Raw genomic sequence first — 15,583 nt, forward strand, 5'->3', positions numbered from 1 at the left:
AAGGCTGCTCCATTGACGGTCGTCCGTTGGCTGGAATCGGTACGTGAAGGTTGAAGAGGTTAGCGCTGCTTCGGGGCAAACCCTGAGTATCGCTTCGCTCAACCCAGGCTACAGGGGCGTGGTTTGTAGAGCGGCGTGGGGCGAAGCGATACCCGAGGCAGTGGCCTCACAAAAAAGGGCGGACGCCATGCCTGGTGCGTCCGCCCCGTGAAACGCTGTGGCTTGAAGGTTATTTGCCGCCCCAGACCGTCCCGGCGACGTTGACTACCGGTACGCCAACGGCATTGCCGTATTCGGTCCAGGAACCATCGTAGTTACGGACGTCGTAGCCGAGGATCTTCTTCAGGGCGAACCAGGTGTGGCTGGAGCGCTCGCCGATGCGGCAGTAGGTGATGATCGGCTTGCTGCCGTCGATGCCCACGGCTGCATAGACTTTCTTCAGCTCTTCGGCGGATTTGAAGGTGCCGTCGGCGGCGACCGCCTGGCCCCAGGGCACGTTCACGGCGCCCGGTATGTGGCCGGCGCGTACGGCCAGTTCCTGCACGCCTTGCGGGGCGAAGACTTTGCCGTTGTATTCATCGGCCGAGCGAATATCCACCAGTTGCTCGTCGCTGCGTTTTTCCGCGGCGGCCAGTACATCCGGCAGGAAGGCGCGCAGATCCTTGTTGGCGGCCTTGAGCGTGACATTGCCGTTGCCCGGGCTGCTGGCGCGGTTGCTCAGGGTGCGATTTTCCGCTTCCCACTTGACCCGCCCGCCGTCGAGCAGCTTGACGTTTTCCACGCCGTAGACATCGAACACCCAGGCGCCCCAGGCGGCGAACCAGTTGTTGTTGTCGCCATAGAGAATGGTGGTGGTGTCGTCTGATACGCCGGCCTTGCGCAGCAGGTTCTGCAGGTCTTCCTGGCTGGCGATGTCACGTTTCACCGGGTCGACCAGGTCGCTGTGCCAGGCCAGGTTGACCGCGCCGGGGATATGCCCGCGTTCATAAACGCCGGGCACCACGCTGACTTCGATGATGCGCACCTTGGGATTGTCGAGGTTCTTTTCCAGCCAGTCGGTGGTGACCAGAAATTCGCTGGCGGCCCAGGTGGGCGCGGACAACAGGCTGGCGACGGCGATCACGCCGGCGCCGAACAGGGAACGAATGTGCATGTGAGGCTCCTTTTCATCTGATGCAATGGCGTTGTTGGGTCGATGTCTTCGGCAGTTTTTATTGATCGTCCTGGCCCTCCCTGTCATGCGCCCCTGGCGTCAGCGTTTCTCTGGCGCCCAGGTGGCGACATCCACGGCATCGACCGGCGCGGGCAGCAGGCCTTCCTTGTAGAAGGCGTCGGCGATCTTCTGCTGTTCCTGCAGGCTGCCTGGCTGCACCGCGCGCACCTGGTAGCTGCGGCGTGCGTTGGCTTTCTCGACGATGGACGGATCCAGGTTGCCCCACAGCGGGCCAAGCAATTCGGCGGCTTCACGCGGGTTGCTGCGTACCCATTCGCCAGTCTTTTCCAGTTCGGCGAATACGGTTTCCAGTACCTCGGGCTTGGCCTTGGCGAAACGGGTGCTGGTCAGGTAATAGCGTTGGTAGTCGGCCAGGCCTTCGCCATCGGCCAGGGTGCGGGTCGGCAGTTGTTGCTGGGCACCGCTGAGGAAGGGCTCCCAGGTCACCCAGGCGTCGACGCGCTTGTTCTCGAAGGCGGCGCGGCCGTCGGCGGGCGTGAGGTAGGCGGGTTGGATGTCGCTGAACTTGAGGCCGGCTTTGGCCAGGGCGGCGATCAGCAGGTAATGGCTGCCGGCGGCCTTGGTGACGGCGATCTTCTTGCCCTTGAGGTCGGCCAGGCTGCGGATCGACGAGTCTTCCCGGACGATGACGGCCTGGGCAGCGGGTGAGGGTGCTTCCTGGGCGAAGTAGGTCAGCTCGGCGCCGGCCGCTTGAGCGAACACCGGCACGGTATCGGCGACATCCGCCGACAGGTCGATATTGCCGACGTTCAGCGATTCCAGCAGGGGCTGGCCATTGGGGAATTCGTGCCAGCTGATCTGTATGTCCTGGTCGGCCAGAGCCTTTTCCAGCGTGCCCTGGGTTTTCAGAATACTGATCAGGGTCGAGGATTTCTGGTAACCGATGCGCAGGGGTTCGGCATGGGCCTGGGGCAGTGCGAGCAGCAGGCTGGCGGCGATCAGGGCGGGGCGGAGCAGTGACATGGTAAGCCTCATCAATGGTGTGCCAGCCATCGATGAGGCGGGCCACGGGACTGTCTGGGTTCAGCAGGGTGTCCGGTGATCCGGTAGAGGCAAACTAGGCGATCTAAAAAATACGAAGCCAATAATTTAAAAGAATTAGCTTAGATAAAAGCGCTGAGGTACACGGGCTCGAGCATCCGCCCTGCTCGGAAAGCCTTGAGCTGGAGCAATGCCGGCATTCATGGAGGGGAGAAAAGCGTTGCGGCAGGAAGTTTTACCAGTTGTAAAAAACCGTTTCAGGGCACCTGCACGCCGGCCACTTGCAGCATGTCGACCAGACGGATCAGCGGCAGGCCGATCAGACTGTTGACGTCACTGCCCTCGGTGCTGCGAAACAGGCTGATCCCCAATCCCTCGGCCTTGAAACTGCCGGCGCAATCATAAGGTTCCTCGGCCCGCAGGTAGCGCTCGATCTGCTCGGCACTCAGGGGGCGAAAATGTACCGTATAAGGAATGCAGTCGACCTGACAGCTGCCACTGCGGCTATCGAGCAGGGCCAGACCGGTAAGAAAGGTGACGCTTTTGCCGCTGGCTGCACTGAGTTGTGCGTGGGCACGTTTATAATCGTGGGGTTTACCGAGAATCTGCCCGTCGAGCACGGCGACCTGGTCGGAGCCGATGATCAGGTGCCCCGCGAAGCGCTCGGCCAGCGCCTGTGCTTTCTCCTGGGCCAGGCGGCGTACCAGAACCTCGGCGGATTCGTCGGGCCGATGGGACTCGTCGATGCTTGGCGCGGCCCACTGGAAGGGCTGGCGCAGCCGGGTCAGCAGTTCACGGCGATAGGGAGAACTGGAGGCGAGAACCAGGAGGGACATCGGCGTTGACCTTGTGCGGGACGGACGCAGAATTCTAGCCGTCGGCAAAGGGGCTGGACAGGCGGAATTTCCTTTGACAGCGCACGGTTGCATCCATAGAATGCGGCGCCTATGTCAAATGGCCCGATTCCACCTCACGTCGATCCACGCAAACTCGCCGACCGTGGTGCCACCCTTCAGGGTGAGTTACCGCTCGCTGATTTGTCGAGGCTCTGCGATCCTCTTGCCGATAATGGCGGTAGCGTGCGCGCGAAGTTTTCTTTCGAGCGTGACGAGCGCCATGCTGTGGTCATACACAGCCAGCTCGAGGTCGAAGTCAAGATGGTTTGCCAGCGTTGTCTGGATCAGGTCACCTTACCGATCCTCAGCGAGTGTGATTACGCTGTGGTGAAGGAAGGCGCGAATACCCAGTCCGTGCCGCAAGGCTATGACGTACTGGAAATGGGTGAAGATCCTCTGGATCTGCTGGCCTTGATCGAGGATGAGCTGTTGCTCGCCTTGCCCATCGTGCCGGTACATGACCCGAAAGATTGCCAGCAGCCGGCGGGTCTTGATGAGCCCGAATCGAGCGAGGACGGGGTGACGCGGTCCAACCCGTTCAGTGTATTGGCACAGTTAAAGCGTGACCCAAACGTTTAGGAGTTTACTAGTATGGCTGTTCAGCAGAACAAAAAATCCCGTTCCGCCCGTGACATGCGTCGTTCGCATGACGCGCTCGAGGGTAACGCTCTGTCCGTTGAGAAGAGCACCGGTGAAGTTCACCTGCGCCACCACGTATCGCCGGAAGGTGTTTACCGTGGTCGCAAAGTGATCGACAAGGGCGCTGACGAGTAAATCTTGTCCGCTCCGATCATCGCGATTGATGCAATGGGTGGGGACTTCGGTCCCCACTGCATTGTTCCGGCCAGCATCGCCTGCCTGGCTGAATTCCCCTCGTTGCACCTGGTTCTCGTCGGCCAAGCCTCCCTTATCGAAACCCTGATCGCTGGAATTCCCGGTGTCGATCACTCGCGCCTGCGAATCGAGCATGCTGCCGAGTCCATCGATATGGGCGAGCGTCCAGGCCAGGCCCTGCGCGGCAAGCCGGATTCCTCCATGCGTGTGGCGCTCGAAGTGGTGCGCGACGGACGGGCTCACGCCTGCGTCAGTGCCGGCAACACCGGTGCGCTGATGGCTCTGTCGCGGCATGTGCTGAAGACCCTGCCGGGCATCGACCGGCCGGCGATGATCGCGGCCATTCCGAGTCGTAATGGCGTCTGCCATTTGCTGGATCTCGGCGCCAACGTCGACTGCACGGCCGAGCGGCTGTGCCAGTTCGCGATCATGGGCGCAGTGGCCGCCGAGGTGCAGGGCACCTCGGCGCCGCGTGTCGGTCTGCTGAACGTCGGCAGCGAAGAGACCAAGGGCAATCAGCAGGTCAAGCAGGCAGCTGCGCTGCTCGAGGGCATCGAGGGCCTCAACTACATCGGCTTCGTCGAGGGCGATGGTTTGTACCGCGGTGATGCCGATGTGCTGGTGTGCGATGGTTTCGTCGGCAATGTCCTGCTCAAGTCCAGCGAGGGTCTGGTGGCCATGATCGTGTCGCGGCTCGAATCGCTGTTCCGGAGCACGCTGCTGGGGCGCATCACGGGCCTGCTGGCTTTGCCGCTGCTGCGCCGTTTGCGTAGCGAGCTGGCGCCGGCGCGGCACAATGGCGCGAGTTTTCTCGGCTTGCAGGGCATCGTGGTGAAGAGTCACGGCAGTGCCGGGCCGGATGGTATAAAGAGCGCCATTCGTCGTGCGATGACCGATGTGCAGGAGAATTTGCCGCAGCGACTGAGTGGTCGAATTAAGCACCTACTCCCGTAATATGTGACTGTTATGGATGGGCAACCATCCAAAATGTCAGTTTTCGAGCGCTTGCCGATGGTGAGCGTAATTTTTCGACGAGAAGATCACTAAGGGAACCGTTACATGTCTGCATCCCTCGCATTCGTCTTTCCCGGTCAGGGCTCGCAAGCGCTGACCATGTTGGCCGGACACGGCGCAGAGCACGCGCTGATCCTCGATACCTTCGGCGAAGCTTCGAGCGCCCTGGGTTATGACCTGTGGGCATTGACCCAGCAAGGCCCGGAAGAGCAGCTCAACCAGACCGACAAGACCCAGCCCGCCATTCTGGCTGCCTCCATCGCCCTGTGGCGTCTGTGGCTGGCCGAAGGCGGCGCGCGACCGGCGTTCGTTGCCGGGCACAGCCTGGGTGAGTACAGCGCTCTGGTCGCCGCCGGCTCCATCGGTTTCGCCGAAGCGGTGAAGCTGGTCGAGCTGCGTGGCCAGCTGATGCAGCAGGCCGTACCGGCCGGGCAGGGCGGCATGGCAGCGATTCTCGGTCTGGAAGATGCCGATGTGCGGGCTGCCTGCGCCGAAGCCGCCCAGGGGGAAGTGGTCAGTGCGGTTAACTACAACGCGCCGGGGCAGGTGGTTATCGCCGGTTCCGCCGCTGCCGTCGCGCGCGCCGTGGAGGCGTGCAAGGCACGTGGTGCCAAGCGTGCGCTGCCGTTGCCGGTCAGCGTGCCGTCGCACTGCGAACTGATGCGCCCGGCTGCCGAGCGCTTCGCCGAGTCCGTCGCGGCCATTGCCTGGCAAGCACCGCAGATTCCGCTGGTGCAGAACGTCAGCGCCGATGTGGTGGCTGATCTGGACACCCTCAAGCGCGATCTGCTGGCTCAGCTTTACAGCCCGGTGCGCTGGGTCGAGTCGATGGTTCGCCTTGGCGAGCAGGGCGTTACCGATCTGGTCGAATGCGGCCCGGGCAAAGTGCTCTCGGGTCTGAACAAGCGCTGTGTCAAGGGCGTCAACACGCACAACCTCGACACCCCCGAGGCCTTTGCCGCTGCACGCGCCGCACTGGTCTGAACAAGGAGAATGCTATGAGTCTGCAAGGTAAGGTTGCACTGGTCACTGGCGCGAGCCGCGGCATTGGTCAGGCCATCGCCCTGGAGCTGGGTCGTCAGGGTGCCGTGGTCATCGGTACCGCTACGTCCGAGGCAGGTGCCGAGCGCATCGCCGCCACCCTCAAGGAAAACGGCATCGAAGGCACTGGCCTGATGCTCAACGTGAGCAACGATGAGTCCGTCGCCGCCACCCTGGAGAAGATCCAGAAGGATTTCGGTCAGGTGCTGGTTCTGGTCAACAATGCCGGTATCACCCGCGACAACCTGATGCTGCGCATGAAAGACGATGAGTGGTATGACGTCATCGATACCAACCTCAACAGCCTTTATCGTTTGTCGAAGGCTGTGCTGCGCGGCATGACCAAGGCGCGTTTCGGGCGTATCATCAACATCGGTTCGGTGGTGGGTGCCATGGGCAACGCCGGCCAGGTGAATTACGCCGCGGCCAAGGCTGGTCTCGAAGGTTTCGGTCGTGCGCTGGCCCGAGAGGTCGGTTCGCGTTCGATTACCGTGAATGCCGTGGCACCGGGTTTCATCGATACCGATATGACCCGTGAATTGCCGGAAGCACAGCGTGAAGCGCTGCTGACACAGATTCCGCTGGGCCGTCTGGGGCAGGCGCAAGAGATCGCTAACGTGGTTTCTTTCCTCGCTTCCGATGGTGCAGCTTACGTCACAGGGGCTACTATCCCTGTGAACGGTGGGATGTACATGAGCTGAATATGGGTGCTGCCGTCGGCGAACGTCTTCGATCCATTCAAACTTCGTGGCAAAATCGCAGGTTTGAAAATGAGACCGTTGACGTATTTCCGTGGGCGCCATTGGCTTTCAGCTTGAAAAGCCGAAAACCCTTTCTATACACTTGCCGGCACAACCAGCTGGCTGGATTTGTCCAATAGGAGTGACAACACGTGAGCACCATCGAAGAACGCGTCAAGAAAATCGTTGCCGAGCAACTGGGCGTGAAGGAAGAAGAAGTAACCAACAGCGCTTCCTTCGTTGAAGACCTGGGTGCCGACTCTCTTGACACCGTTGAGCTGGTGATGGCTCTCGAAGAAGAATTCGAGACCGAGATCCCGGACGAGCAAGCCGAGAAGATCACCACTGTTCAGGAAGCAATCGACTACGTTACTGCGCACGCGCAATAAGCAGTTCGTCGCTTCCCGAATCGGAAAAGCCGCACGTCTGCAAAGGCGTGCGGCTTTTCTTTGACGGTTCGCTGTAGAGATGTAAGAGACGCGCCGACGGCGTCTGTCTGCTCGGGTGAAATTACACCTCGAGTCAATCGCCGGATGATCAATCTGCCTGGGCAATGGCTTGCCAGGTGCATCAAGGCGTCGAAAAACCTGATAAGAGGAGATTGCTGTGTCGCGTAGACGCGTCGTGGTTACCGGTATGGGCATGTTGTCGCCACTGGGTAACGATGTGCCGAGCAGCTGGCAGGGCATTCTGGCCGGCCGCAGTGGCATCGGTCTGATCGAACACATGGATCTTTCCGCCTATTCCACCCGCATTGGTGGCTCGGTAAAGAATTTCGATGTCGAGCCGTATCTGTCCGCCAAAGAGGCGCGCAAGCTCGACCTATTCATTCAGTACGGCCTGGCTGCCTGCTTTCAGGCGGCCCGTGATTCCGGCCTGGAAGTCACGGATGCCAACCGTGATCGTATCGGTGTGGCCATGGGCTCCGGCATCGGCGGCCTGACCAACATCGAGAACAACTGCAAGTCGCTGTTTGATCAGGGGCCACGGCGTATTTCGCCGTTCTTCGTGCCGGGCTCGATCATCAACATGATTTCCGGTTTCCTGTCGATCCACCTCGGTCTGCAGGGGCCCAACTACGCCATCGCCACCGCATGCACCACCGGTACTCACTGTATCGGCATGGCCGCTCGCAACATCGCCTATGGCGAGGCTGACGTGATGATCGCCGGTGGCGCTGAGATGGCGGCCTGCGGTCTGGGCCTGGGCGGCTTCGGCGCGGCGCGCGCCATGTCCACCCGCAATGACGAGCCAGCCAAGGCGAGCCGCCCGTGGGACAAAGGCCGTGACGGCTTCGTGCTGTCCGATGGTGCCGGTGCGCTGGTGCTCGAAGAGCTGGAGCACGCCAAGGCGCGTGGCGCCACCATCTACGCCGAGCTGATCGGTTTCGGCATGAGTGGCGATGCGTTCCACATGACCTCGCCACCCGAAGACGGTGCCGGTGCAGCCCGCTGCATGACCAACGCGCTGCGCGATGCCGGCATCGAGCCGTCGGAGGTGCAGTACATCAATGCCCACGGCACATCGACGTCGGCTGGCGACAAGGCCGAAGTGGCGGCGATCAAGGCGGTATTCGGCGATCACGCTCATGCCCTCGCGGTCAGCTCGACCAAATCGATGACCGGCCACCTGCTGGGTGCTGCAGGGGCGGTGGAGGCGATCTTCAGCGTGCTGGCGCTGCGTGATCAGGTGGCGCCGCCGACCATCAACCTGGACGAGCCGGACGAAGGGTGTGACCTGGATTTCGTGCCGCACGAAGCGCGCAAAATGCCGATCGAGGTGGCACTGTCCAACTCCTTCGGATTCGGTGGTACCAACGGCTCGCTGGTATTTCGCCGGTACGCTGGTTGATGCTCACCTGGGTCGATGGCCGGCTGGCCACGTCGCTGCCCCTCGTGGATCGCGGCCTGGCCTACGGTGACGGCCTGTTCGAAACCATGGCGGTGCAGGGCGGCCGGCCCGTGCTGCTCGAGCGCCACCTGGCGCGGGTAACCGCGGGTTGTGCTCGGCTGCGTATCGGTCTGGATGCGGCTCAACTGCGCAGCGAGTTGCTGGCTTTCTGCGCCGAGCTGGGGCAGGGCGTTGCCAAGCTGATCGTCACCCGCGGTGATGGCCAGCGAGGTTACGCGCCGTCGGTCGGGGCGCCGCGGCGCATTCTTCAGGCTGGCGCCATGCCGGCTTACCCGCCGCAGCATGGCGAAACCGGCATCCGCCTGTTCCCCTGTGAAACACGCCTGGCCGAGCAACCGCTGCTCGCCGGTCTCAAGCATCTCAATCGCCTGGAGCAAGTGCTGGCCCGTGCCGAGTGGCAGGACGCCGAGCACGCCGAAGGATTGATGCGCGATGTGTCGGGGCGGGTGGTCGAAGGCGTGTTCAGCAATCTGTTTTCGGTTCGTGATGGTGTGCTGTCAACGCCTGAGCTGTCGCGCTGCGGCGTGGCCGGGGTGATGCGCGCGGAGCTGCTGGAACAGGCGCAAGCCTTGGGTATCGCCTGCCAGGTGCGCGATATCGAATTGGACGAGCTGCTGGCCGCAGACGAAGTCTTTCTCTGCAACAGCCTGTACGGTGTATGGCCGGTTCGTGAGTTGCAGGGCCGTCACTGGTCGGTCGGGCCGCTCACCCGTAAACTGCAGGCCATTGCCCGTCATCTACTGGACTGCTGATTCGTGATTCGCAAATTGCTGTTAGTGCTGGAAATTGCCGTGGTGCTGGCCGGCCTCACCCTGGGTTTTGTCGCCTGGCAACAGCACCGCGCCCTCGAGCAGCCTCTGGTGCTCAGTGAGGAGCGCCTGATCGAGGTGCCGGCTGGTGCCACGCCTGGTGGCGTGCTCAACCGCCTGGAGGCGGACGGCGTGATCGATGGCGCGCTGTGGTTGCGCCTGTACTGGCGCTTCAACCTGCAGGGGCAGCCGCTGCACAGCGGTGAGTACCGCCTGACGCCCGACCTGCGGGTGCGCGATCTGCTCGATCTGTGGCGCCGCGGCGAAGTGGTGCAATACAGCCTGACCCTGGTCGAGGGTTGGAGCTTTCGCCAGGTGCGGGCGGCCCTGGCGCGCCAGGACAAGCTCGAGCTGACCCTGAGCGAGCTCAGCGACGCCGAGATCATGGCCAGGCTGGGGCAGCCTGGCGTCAATCCTGAAGGCCGTTTCTTCCCCGATACCTATCGCTATGTGCGCGGCATGAGCGACCTGGATCTGCTCAGGCAGGCCCATAAGCGCCTGCAGGTGGTGCTCGACGAAGAGTGGCAGAAACGCGCCGAATCCCTGCCGTACAAGGATTCCTACGAGGCCCTGATCATGGCCTCGATGATCGAGAAGGAAACCGGCGTGCCCGAGGAGCGCGGCGAGATCGCCGGTGTGTTCGTACGGCGCCTGGCGATCGGCATGCGCCTGCAGACCGACCCGACAGTGATCTTCGGACTTGGCGAGCGCTATCAGGGGCGCATCACCCGCTCCCACTTGCGCGAACCGACGCCCTACAACACCTACACCATCGACGGTATGCCGCCGACGCCCATCGCGTTGGTCGGCCGTGAGGCGATCCACGCGGCGCTGCATCCGCAGCCCGGCAAGACCCTGTATTTCGTCGCCCGCGGCGATGGCAGCCACGTCTTTTCGGAAACCCTCGACGCGCATAACCGTGCCGTCCGCGAATATCAGTTGAAGCGCCGTACGGACTATCGTTCCAGCCCGGCGCCCATCCCCCGGAACAATGAGGACAACCAGTGAGCGGTTTGTTTATCACCCTGGAAGGCCCCGAAGGCGCAGGTAAGAGCACCAATCGGGAGTACCTGGCGGCGCGGCTGCGCGAGCAGGGGATCGATGTGCTGCTGACTCGCGAACCCGGTGGCACGCCGCTGGCCGAGCGAGTGCGCGAACTGCTTCTGGCGCCCAGCGAAGAGCCCATGGCCAGCGATACCGAACTGCTGCTGGTGTTCGCGGCGCGCGCCCAGCATCTCGCTCGGGTGATCGTGCCGGCGCTGCAGCGTGGCGCCGTGGTTCTCTGCGACCGTTTTACCGATGCAACCTATGCCTATCAGGGCGGTGGTCGCGGCCTTGATGTCGAGCGCATCGCGCTGCTGGAACACTTCGTTCAGGGGACGTTGCGCCCGGATCTGACCCTGGTGTTCGATCTGCCGGTGGAAGTCGGTCTGTCGCGAGCTGCCGCACGCGGTCGCCTGGATCGTTTCGAACAGGAAGGTCGCGACTTCTTCGAAGCGGTGCGCGCCACCTACCTGCAACGTGCCAATGCCGAGCCGGTGCGCTACCGCATTCTCGATGCCGCCCAGTCGCTCGAAGCCGTGCAGCGTGATCTGGATGGGCTGCTGCCGCAATTGTTGGAGCTGCAGCGTGGCTAATGTCTATCCTTGGCAGGCCTCGCTCTGGCAGCAACTGGCCGGGCGTACCCAGCATGCCCATGCCTATCTGCTCCACGGCCCCGCAGGCATCGGCAAGCGGGCTCTGGCCGAGCGCCTGATGGCACTGCTGCTGTGCAAATCGCCGGTGGCGCTGCAGGCCTGCGGGCAGTGCAAGTCCTGTCATCTGCTCGCTGCCGGCAGTCACCCGGACAACTACGTGCTCGAACCGGAAGAGGTCGACAAGCCGATCAAGGTCGATCAGGTGCGTGCGCTGGTCAACTTCGTGGTGCAGACGGCTCAGTTGGGTGGGCGCAAGGTGATCCTGATCGAGCCCACCGAGGCAATGAACCTGAATGCTGCCAACGCGCTGCTCAAGAGCCTGGAGGAGCCATCGGGCGACACCGTGCTGTTGTTGATCAGCCATCAGCCGAGTCGCCTGCTGCCAACCATCAAGAGCCGCTGCGTGCAGCAGGCCTGCCCCTTGCCCAGCGAGGCGGTGAGCCTGCAGTGGCTGAGCGAGGCGCTGCCCGATAGTTCCGAGCAGGAAGTCCGCGAGTTGCTGTACCTGGCTGCTGGATCGCCACTCGCGGCGGTCAGGCTGCAGGCACAAGGCGTGCGCGAACAGCGTGCTCTGGTTGCCGAGGGTGTGAAGAAGCTGCACAAGCAGCAGATTTCCGCCAGCCAGCTGACCGAGAGCTGGAATGTTGTGCCCTTGCCGCTGCTGTTCGACTGGTTCTGCGACTGGGCGCATTTGATCCTGCGTTATCAGCTGACGCGTGACGAGCAGGGCCTTGGCCCGGCGGATATGGGCAAGGTCGTGCAATACCTGGCCCAGAAGGCGCCGCAGGGCAAAGTACTGCAAATTCAGGAGTGGCTGCTGCAACAGCGTCAGAAAGTGCTGGGCAAGGCCAACCTCAACCGTGTGCTGCTTCTCGAAGCCTTACTGGTTCAGTGGGCAAGCCTGCCTGGACCGGGCTAGAATCGAGCCCACGTCACGACATCAGGAATCATGCATGAGCTTGCCACCGAATCTGGGGCCCCGTAACGGCATTCTGTCCCTGACCATCAAGGACAAATCTGTGCTCTATGCCGCCTACATGCCTTTCATCAAGAACGGCGGCCTGTTCATTCCCACGAACAAGAGCTACAAGCTCGGCGATGAAGTGTTCATGCTCCTCAATCTGATGGACGAGCCGGAAAAGATTCCGGTCGCCGGCAGGGTGGTGTGGATCACCCCCAAAGGTGCCCAGGGCAACCGCGCTGCAGGCGTGGGCGTGCAGTTCAACGAGGGTGACAACACCGCACGCAACAAGATCGAAACCTATCTGGCCGGCGCCCTCAAGTCAGATCGTCCCACTCATACGATGTAAGCGCTGCAAGCTACCAGCCGCGAGCGACAAGTAAGTAGCGACTTGCTTGCGGCTCGATGCTTGCCGCTTGAGGCTTTACCCCATGCTTATAGATTCCCACTGCCACCTCGATCGCCTCGACCTGGCCGCCCGTGGCGGTTCGCTGGACGAAGCGCTGGCTGCCGCACGCGCACGCGGCGTCGGCCATTTCCTCTGTATCGGGGTAAGTGCCGATAACGCGGCCACTGTTCGCGACCTGGCGCAACGTTACGCCGACGTCGATTGCTCGGTTGGTATCCACCCGCTCGATCTCGAGCCGGGTAGCGCACCGGCACTGGACTGGTTGCTTGCCGAGCTGGATCACCCTGGCGTGGTCGCCATTGGCGAGACGGGCCTGGATTACCACTACGAGCCGGAAGCTGCCGAGTTGCAGCAAGAAGCCTTTCGCCTGCACCTGCAGGCTGCGCAGATCACCGGCAAGCCGGTAATCGTGCACACCCGCGAAGCCCGTGCCGATACCCTGGCGCTGCTGCGCGAGGCGGCATTGCCGCAAGCCGGCGTGCTGCACTGCTTCACCGAAGATTGGCAGATGGCCAAGGCAGCGCTGGATATCGGTTTCTACATTTCCCTGTCCGGTATCGTCACCTTCCGCAATGCCGATGCGCTGCGCGAGGTCGCCCGCCAGGTGCCGGCCGATCGCCTGTTGGTCGAGACCGACTCGCCGTATCTGGCGCCTATCCCGCACCGCGGCAAGCCCAACCTGCCGGAGTACGTGCGTGATGTCGCCGAGTATCTGGCCGTGCTACGCGGCGTCAGCTATGAAGAACTGGCGCGGCAGACCGGCGAGAACTTCAAACGGCTATTTCCTCTCGCTCGGGTCGCCTGAGCGCCTGCTGAGCCCAACCTGCATTCGGCGGTCAAAAATCGCCGGGAGCGATTTTTGACGTCGCTTGCGACGGCCCGCAGGGTGCCCGCCAGGGATGGCGGGGCACAAAAAAAACCCGGTTTCGGGGCGGAATCCGGGTCAAGACCATTAGGAGTCAAGCGGAGTGCGCGATCCTCGGCACTCCGGCCGCTGCGACACTTGGGGGATATGCCGCACCGGTATCTAGAAGTATTGGCCATGGGCGGCAGACGTCCATCCTCGGCTTTAAACGGATTTGGAATACTTTTCCCGCTGCTGAGTGCTCATTCGCTGGCGAATTGCCGCAGCAGCCTCAGTGTATGTTCGATGATTCGCGGCTCGGTGTAGAAATGCGGTGAGAGGCGAATGCCGCCGCCGCGCTGAGCACAGATGATCTGCTCGGCCTTCAGGCGCTCATGCAGGGCGCGATTGTCCCAGCCGTCCAGGGAAAAGGTGAGGATACCGGCGCGCTTCTCACGCTCGATGACGCTGCGCAGTTGTACTCCAGCGATGTCCTGCAGACCGTCGAGCAGCCACTGCACGCGCTCATGCAGGGCCTGTTCGACCTGCGGCATGCCGACCTCTTCGAGCAGCGACAGGCTCGCTTCCAGCGCCATGGCGCCGAGCATGTTGGGGCTGCCGCATTCGAAGCGCCTGGCGCTGCGGGCGGGCTGCCAGTCGTCGCGGTCATAGTCGCCGGCGTGTTCGAGCATGTGCCAGCCGTACTCGTGCAAGGTCAGTCGTTCACGCAGATCCTGTCGGCAATAGAACACGCCCAGGCCTTCTGGGCCGAGCAACCACTTGTGGCCGTCGGCCATGGCAAAGGCGCAGCGGCTGCTTTGCACGTCCATGCCCAAGGCGCCCAATTGCTGGATGGCATCGACGCACAGCAGGACGCCGCGCTGCTCGCAACCTGTACCGAGGCGTTCGAGATCCAGACGCAAGCCGCTGGCGTATTGCACTGCACTGATCGCCATCAGCCGAGTACGTGGCGTGCAGGCAGCGAGCAGGGCGCCTTCGGCATCGCCGCCCTGCAGGTTCACCTGCAGCACTTCCACGCCTCGCGGGCGCAGGGCCTCCCAGACGATTCTGTTGGAGGGGAATTCCTCGTCACTGATGATGATCTGGTCGCCTTCGCGCCAGTCCAGGCCAAAGGCCACGAACGACAGCGCTTCCGAGGTGTTCTTGACCAGCGCGATATCGGCCCGCGATGAGGCATTCAGAAGGCGCGCCAGGCGTTCGCGCAGGCGGCGTTCTGTTTCCAGCCATTGCGAATAGTCGCGGGCACCCGTGGTGATGTTCTCTCGGGCGAAGCGCTCCACGGCCCGTGCGGTGCGTGCCGGCCAGGGGGCAACTGCAGCGTGGTTCAGGTAGTAGAGATCGGCCGGTTGGGGAAACTCGTCGATGATGGCATTCATGAGCGCGTGATCCGTGCAATTTGGCGTTAGTTAGGCATAATACCGGACTTGAATTTCGACCTTGTCATTTCCTTATGCAGAAAGAACCCCGCAAGATCCGTGAGTTTCGCCGCCGCGAGCAGGAGATTCTCGACATCGCCCTGAAACTCTTCCTCGAGCAGGGTGAGGACAGCGTGACCGTGGAGATGATCGCCGACGCCGTGGGTATCGGCAAAGGCACCATCTACAAGCATTTCAAGTCGAAGGCGGAAATCTACCTGCGGCTGATGCTCGACTACGAGCGTGATCTGAACGAATTGCTGCATTCGTCCGATATCGACCGTGACAAGGAAGCGCTGTCGCGAGCCTATTTCGAATTCCGCATGCGTGACCCGCAGCGTTACCGGCTGTTCGATCGCCTGGAAGAGAAGGTGGTCAAGGGTAATCAGGTACCCGATCTGGTCGAGCACCTGCATAGCATCCGCGCCTCCAACTTCGAGCGTCTCACCCAACTGATCAAGGGTCGCATCGCCGAAGGCAAGCTCGAGGACGTACCGCCGTACTTCCATTACTGCGCCGCCTGGGCGCTGGTGCATGGGGCCGTGGCGCTCTATCACTCGCCGTTCTGGAGCAACGTGCTGGAAGATCAGGAAGGCTTCTTCCAGTTTCTGATGGATATCGGCGTGCGCATGGGCAACAAGCGCAAGCGCGATAGCGAGACGCCTCCCACCTGAGCCGCTGATTCGCGGCCCCATTCGGGCCGTGAGTGGGCGCCTGGCGCGAAACCTGCTTGGAACAGTCATTCGCCGGTTTTCCGTCGCCGGTGTCGGGAGAGT

18 protein-coding genes are annotated in these 15,583 nt (G+C 62.3%); 14 read left to right on the forward strand and 4 right to left on the reverse strand.

The genetic code is table 11. The annotated features are described in order from the left end of the window. Positions 1-229 precede the first annotated feature (229 nt). The 3 genes from DNK10_RS19495 to DNK10_RS19505 form a co-directional block, all read right to left on the reverse strand. Positions 230-1,153 (reverse strand): sulfurtransferase, encoded by a 924-nt coding sequence (locus DNK10_RS19495; protein WP_131192706.1) that lies wholly within the window; start codon positions 1,151-1,153, stop codon positions 230-232. A 99-nt stretch (positions 1,154-1,252) separates the two neighbouring features. Continuing rightward, positions 1,253-2,197 carry an aliphatic sulfonate ABC transporter substrate-binding protein gene (locus tag DNK10_RS19500; RefSeq protein ID WP_425273872.1) on the reverse strand — a complete coding sequence of 315 codons (945 nt, stop codon included), beginning with the start codon at positions 2,195-2,197 and terminating at the stop codon, positions 1,253-1,255. 275 nt (positions 2,198-2,472) lie between these two features. Continuing rightward, positions 2,473-3,051 carry a Maf family protein gene (locus tag DNK10_RS19505; RefSeq protein WP_131180432.1) on the reverse strand — a complete coding sequence of 193 codons (579 nt, stop codon included), beginning with the start codon at positions 3,049-3,051 and terminating at the stop codon, positions 2,473-2,475. A gap of 111 nt (positions 3,052-3,162) precedes the next feature. Here DNK10_RS19505 and DNK10_RS19510 point away from each other — a divergent pair, with 111 nt between their 5' ends. The 13 genes from DNK10_RS19510 (at position 3,163) to DNK10_RS19570 (ending at position 13,332) form a co-directional block, all read left to right on the forward strand. Continuing rightward, complete coding sequence (locus DNK10_RS19510; RefSeq protein WP_131180431.1) at positions 3,163-3,690, forward strand: YceD family protein; 528 nt, start codon at positions 3,163-3,165, stop codon at positions 3,688-3,690. A 12-nt stretch (positions 3,691-3,702) separates the two neighbouring features. Continuing rightward, entirely contained in the window at positions 3,703-3,885 is a 183-nt protein-coding gene (rpmF, locus tag DNK10_RS19515) for a 50S ribosomal protein L32 (RefSeq protein WP_025167420.1), read from the forward strand. Between the two features lie 3 nt (positions 3,886-3,888). After that, a complete protein-coding gene (gene plsX, locus DNK10_RS19520; RefSeq protein WP_131180430.1) occupies positions 3,889-4,899 on the forward strand; it encodes a phosphate acyltransferase PlsX in 1,011 nt (336 codons plus the stop codon). Between the two features lie 105 nt (positions 4,900-5,004). After that, the gene (gene fabD / locus DNK10_RS19525; protein ID WP_131192708.1) at positions 5,005-5,943 is read left to right on the forward strand and encodes an ACP S-malonyltransferase; all 939 of its coding nucleotides are present in this window, start codon (positions 5,005-5,007) and stop codon (positions 5,941-5,943) included. Positions 5,944-5,957: 14 nt separating this feature from the next. Further along, positions 5,958-6,701 (forward strand): 3-oxoacyl-ACP reductase FabG, encoded by a 744-nt coding sequence (gene fabG / locus DNK10_RS19530; protein WP_042556697.1) that lies wholly within the window; start codon positions 5,958-5,960, stop codon positions 6,699-6,701. A gap of 191 nt (positions 6,702-6,892) precedes the next feature. Beyond that, positions 6,893-7,129 (forward strand): acyl carrier protein, encoded by a 237-nt coding sequence (gene acpP / locus DNK10_RS19535; protein WP_003245177.1) that lies wholly within the window; start codon positions 6,893-6,895, stop codon positions 7,127-7,129. A 217-nt stretch (positions 7,130-7,346) separates the two neighbouring features. After that, positions 7,347-8,591 carry a beta-ketoacyl-ACP synthase II gene (fabF, locus tag DNK10_RS19540; protein ID WP_131192709.1) on the forward strand — a complete coding sequence of 415 codons (1,245 nt, stop codon included), beginning with the start codon at positions 7,347-7,349 and terminating at the stop codon, positions 8,589-8,591. Further along, positions 8,591-9,403 (forward strand): aminodeoxychorismate lyase, encoded by an 813-nt coding sequence (gene pabC / locus DNK10_RS19545; RefSeq protein WP_131192710.1) that lies wholly within the window; start codon positions 8,591-8,593, stop codon positions 9,401-9,403. Before fabF ends, pabC begins: the two co-directional genes overlap by 1 nt. A 3-nt stretch (positions 9,404-9,406) precedes the next feature. Continuing rightward, the gene (mltG, locus tag DNK10_RS19550) at positions 9,407-10,468 is read left to right on the forward strand and encodes an endolytic transglycosylase MltG (RefSeq protein ID WP_131192711.1); all 1,062 of its coding nucleotides are present in this window, start codon (positions 9,407-9,409) and stop codon (positions 10,466-10,468) included. After that, the gene (gene tmk, locus DNK10_RS19555; protein WP_131192712.1) at positions 10,465-11,097 is read left to right on the forward strand and encodes a dTMP kinase; all 633 of its coding nucleotides are present in this window, start codon (positions 10,465-10,467) and stop codon (positions 11,095-11,097) included. Before mltG ends, tmk begins: the two co-directional genes overlap by 4 nt. Continuing rightward, entirely contained in the window at positions 11,090-12,076 is a 987-nt protein-coding gene (locus DNK10_RS19560; protein WP_131192713.1) for a DNA polymerase III subunit delta', read from the forward strand. The genes tmk and DNK10_RS19560 overlap by 8 nt, the downstream gene beginning before the upstream one ends. A gap of 34 nt (positions 12,077-12,110) precedes the next feature. Beyond that, positions 12,111-12,467 (forward strand): PilZ domain-containing protein, encoded by a 357-nt coding sequence (locus DNK10_RS19565; protein ID WP_131180422.1) that lies wholly within the window; start codon positions 12,111-12,113, stop codon positions 12,465-12,467. A gap of 82 nt (positions 12,468-12,549) precedes the next feature. Further along, positions 12,550-13,332 carry a TatD family hydrolase gene (locus DNK10_RS19570; protein ID WP_131192714.1) on the forward strand — a complete coding sequence of 261 codons (783 nt, stop codon included), beginning with the start codon at positions 12,550-12,552 and terminating at the stop codon, positions 13,330-13,332. Between the two features lie 302 nt (positions 13,333-13,634). Here the strand turns inward: DNK10_RS19570 and DNK10_RS19575 are convergent, their stop codons facing one another. Beyond that, positions 13,635-14,768, reverse strand: a complete 1,134-nt coding sequence (locus DNK10_RS19575; protein ID WP_131192715.1) for an aminotransferase class V-fold PLP-dependent enzyme — start codon at positions 14,766-14,768, stop codon at positions 13,635-13,637. Positions 14,769-14,842: 74 nt separating this feature from the next. Between DNK10_RS19575 and DNK10_RS19580 the strand changes: the two genes are divergently transcribed. After that, positions 14,843-15,481 carry a TetR/AcrR family transcriptional regulator gene (locus DNK10_RS19580; protein ID WP_131180419.1) on the forward strand — a complete coding sequence of 213 codons (639 nt, stop codon included), beginning with the start codon at positions 14,843-14,845 and terminating at the stop codon, positions 15,479-15,481. Positions 15,482-15,583 lie beyond the last annotated feature (102 nt).

The sequence above is a fragment of the Phytopseudomonas daroniae genome (assembly GCF_004327275.1).
GTDB classification, from domain to species: Bacteria; Pseudomonadota; Gammaproteobacteria; order Pseudomonadales; family Pseudomonadaceae; genus Aquipseudomonas; species Aquipseudomonas daroniae.

Excerpts from the sequence above, each read along its gene's own strand:
- DNK10_RS19495 (WP_131192706.1), bottom strand. The coding sequence starts at position 1,153 with ATGCACATTCGTTCCCTGTTCGGCGCCGGCGTGATCGCCGTCGCCAGC.
- DNK10_RS19500 (WP_425273872.1), bottom strand. The coding sequence starts at position 2,197 with ATGTCACTGCTCCGCCCCGCCCTGATCGCCGCCAGCCTGCTGCTCGCA.
- DNK10_RS19505 (WP_131180432.1), bottom strand. The coding sequence starts at position 3,051 with ATGTCCCTCCTGGTTCTCGCCTCCAGTTCTCCCTATCGCCGTGAACTG.
- DNK10_RS19510 (WP_131180431.1), top strand. The coding sequence starts at position 3,163 with ATGTCAAATGGCCCGATTCCACCTCACGTCGATCCACGCAAACTCGCC.
- rpmF (WP_025167420.1), top strand. The coding sequence starts at position 3,703 with ATGGCTGTTCAGCAGAACAAAAAATCCCGTTCCGCCCGTGACATGCGT.
- fabD (WP_131192708.1), top strand. The coding sequence starts at position 5,005 with ATGTCTGCATCCCTCGCATTCGTCTTTCCCGGTCAGGGCTCGCAAGCG.
- fabG (WP_042556697.1), top strand. The coding sequence starts at position 5,958 with ATGAGTCTGCAAGGTAAGGTTGCACTGGTCACTGGCGCGAGCCGCGGC.
- pabC (WP_131192710.1), top strand. The coding sequence starts at position 8,591 with ATGCTCACCTGGGTCGATGGCCGGCTGGCCACGTCGCTGCCCCTCGTG.
- DNK10_RS19565 (WP_131180422.1), top strand. The coding sequence starts at position 12,111 with ATGAGCTTGCCACCGAATCTGGGGCCCCGTAACGGCATTCTGTCCCTG.
- DNK10_RS19570 (WP_131192714.1), top strand. The coding sequence starts at position 12,550 with ATGCTTATAGATTCCCACTGCCACCTCGATCGCCTCGACCTGGCCGCC.
- DNK10_RS19575 (WP_131192715.1), bottom strand. The coding sequence starts at position 14,768 with ATGAATGCCATCATCGACGAGTTTCCCCAACCGGCCGATCTCTACTAC.
- DNK10_RS19580 (WP_131180419.1), top strand. The coding sequence starts at position 14,843 with ATGCAGAAAGAACCCCGCAAGATCCGTGAGTTTCGCCGCCGCGAGCAG.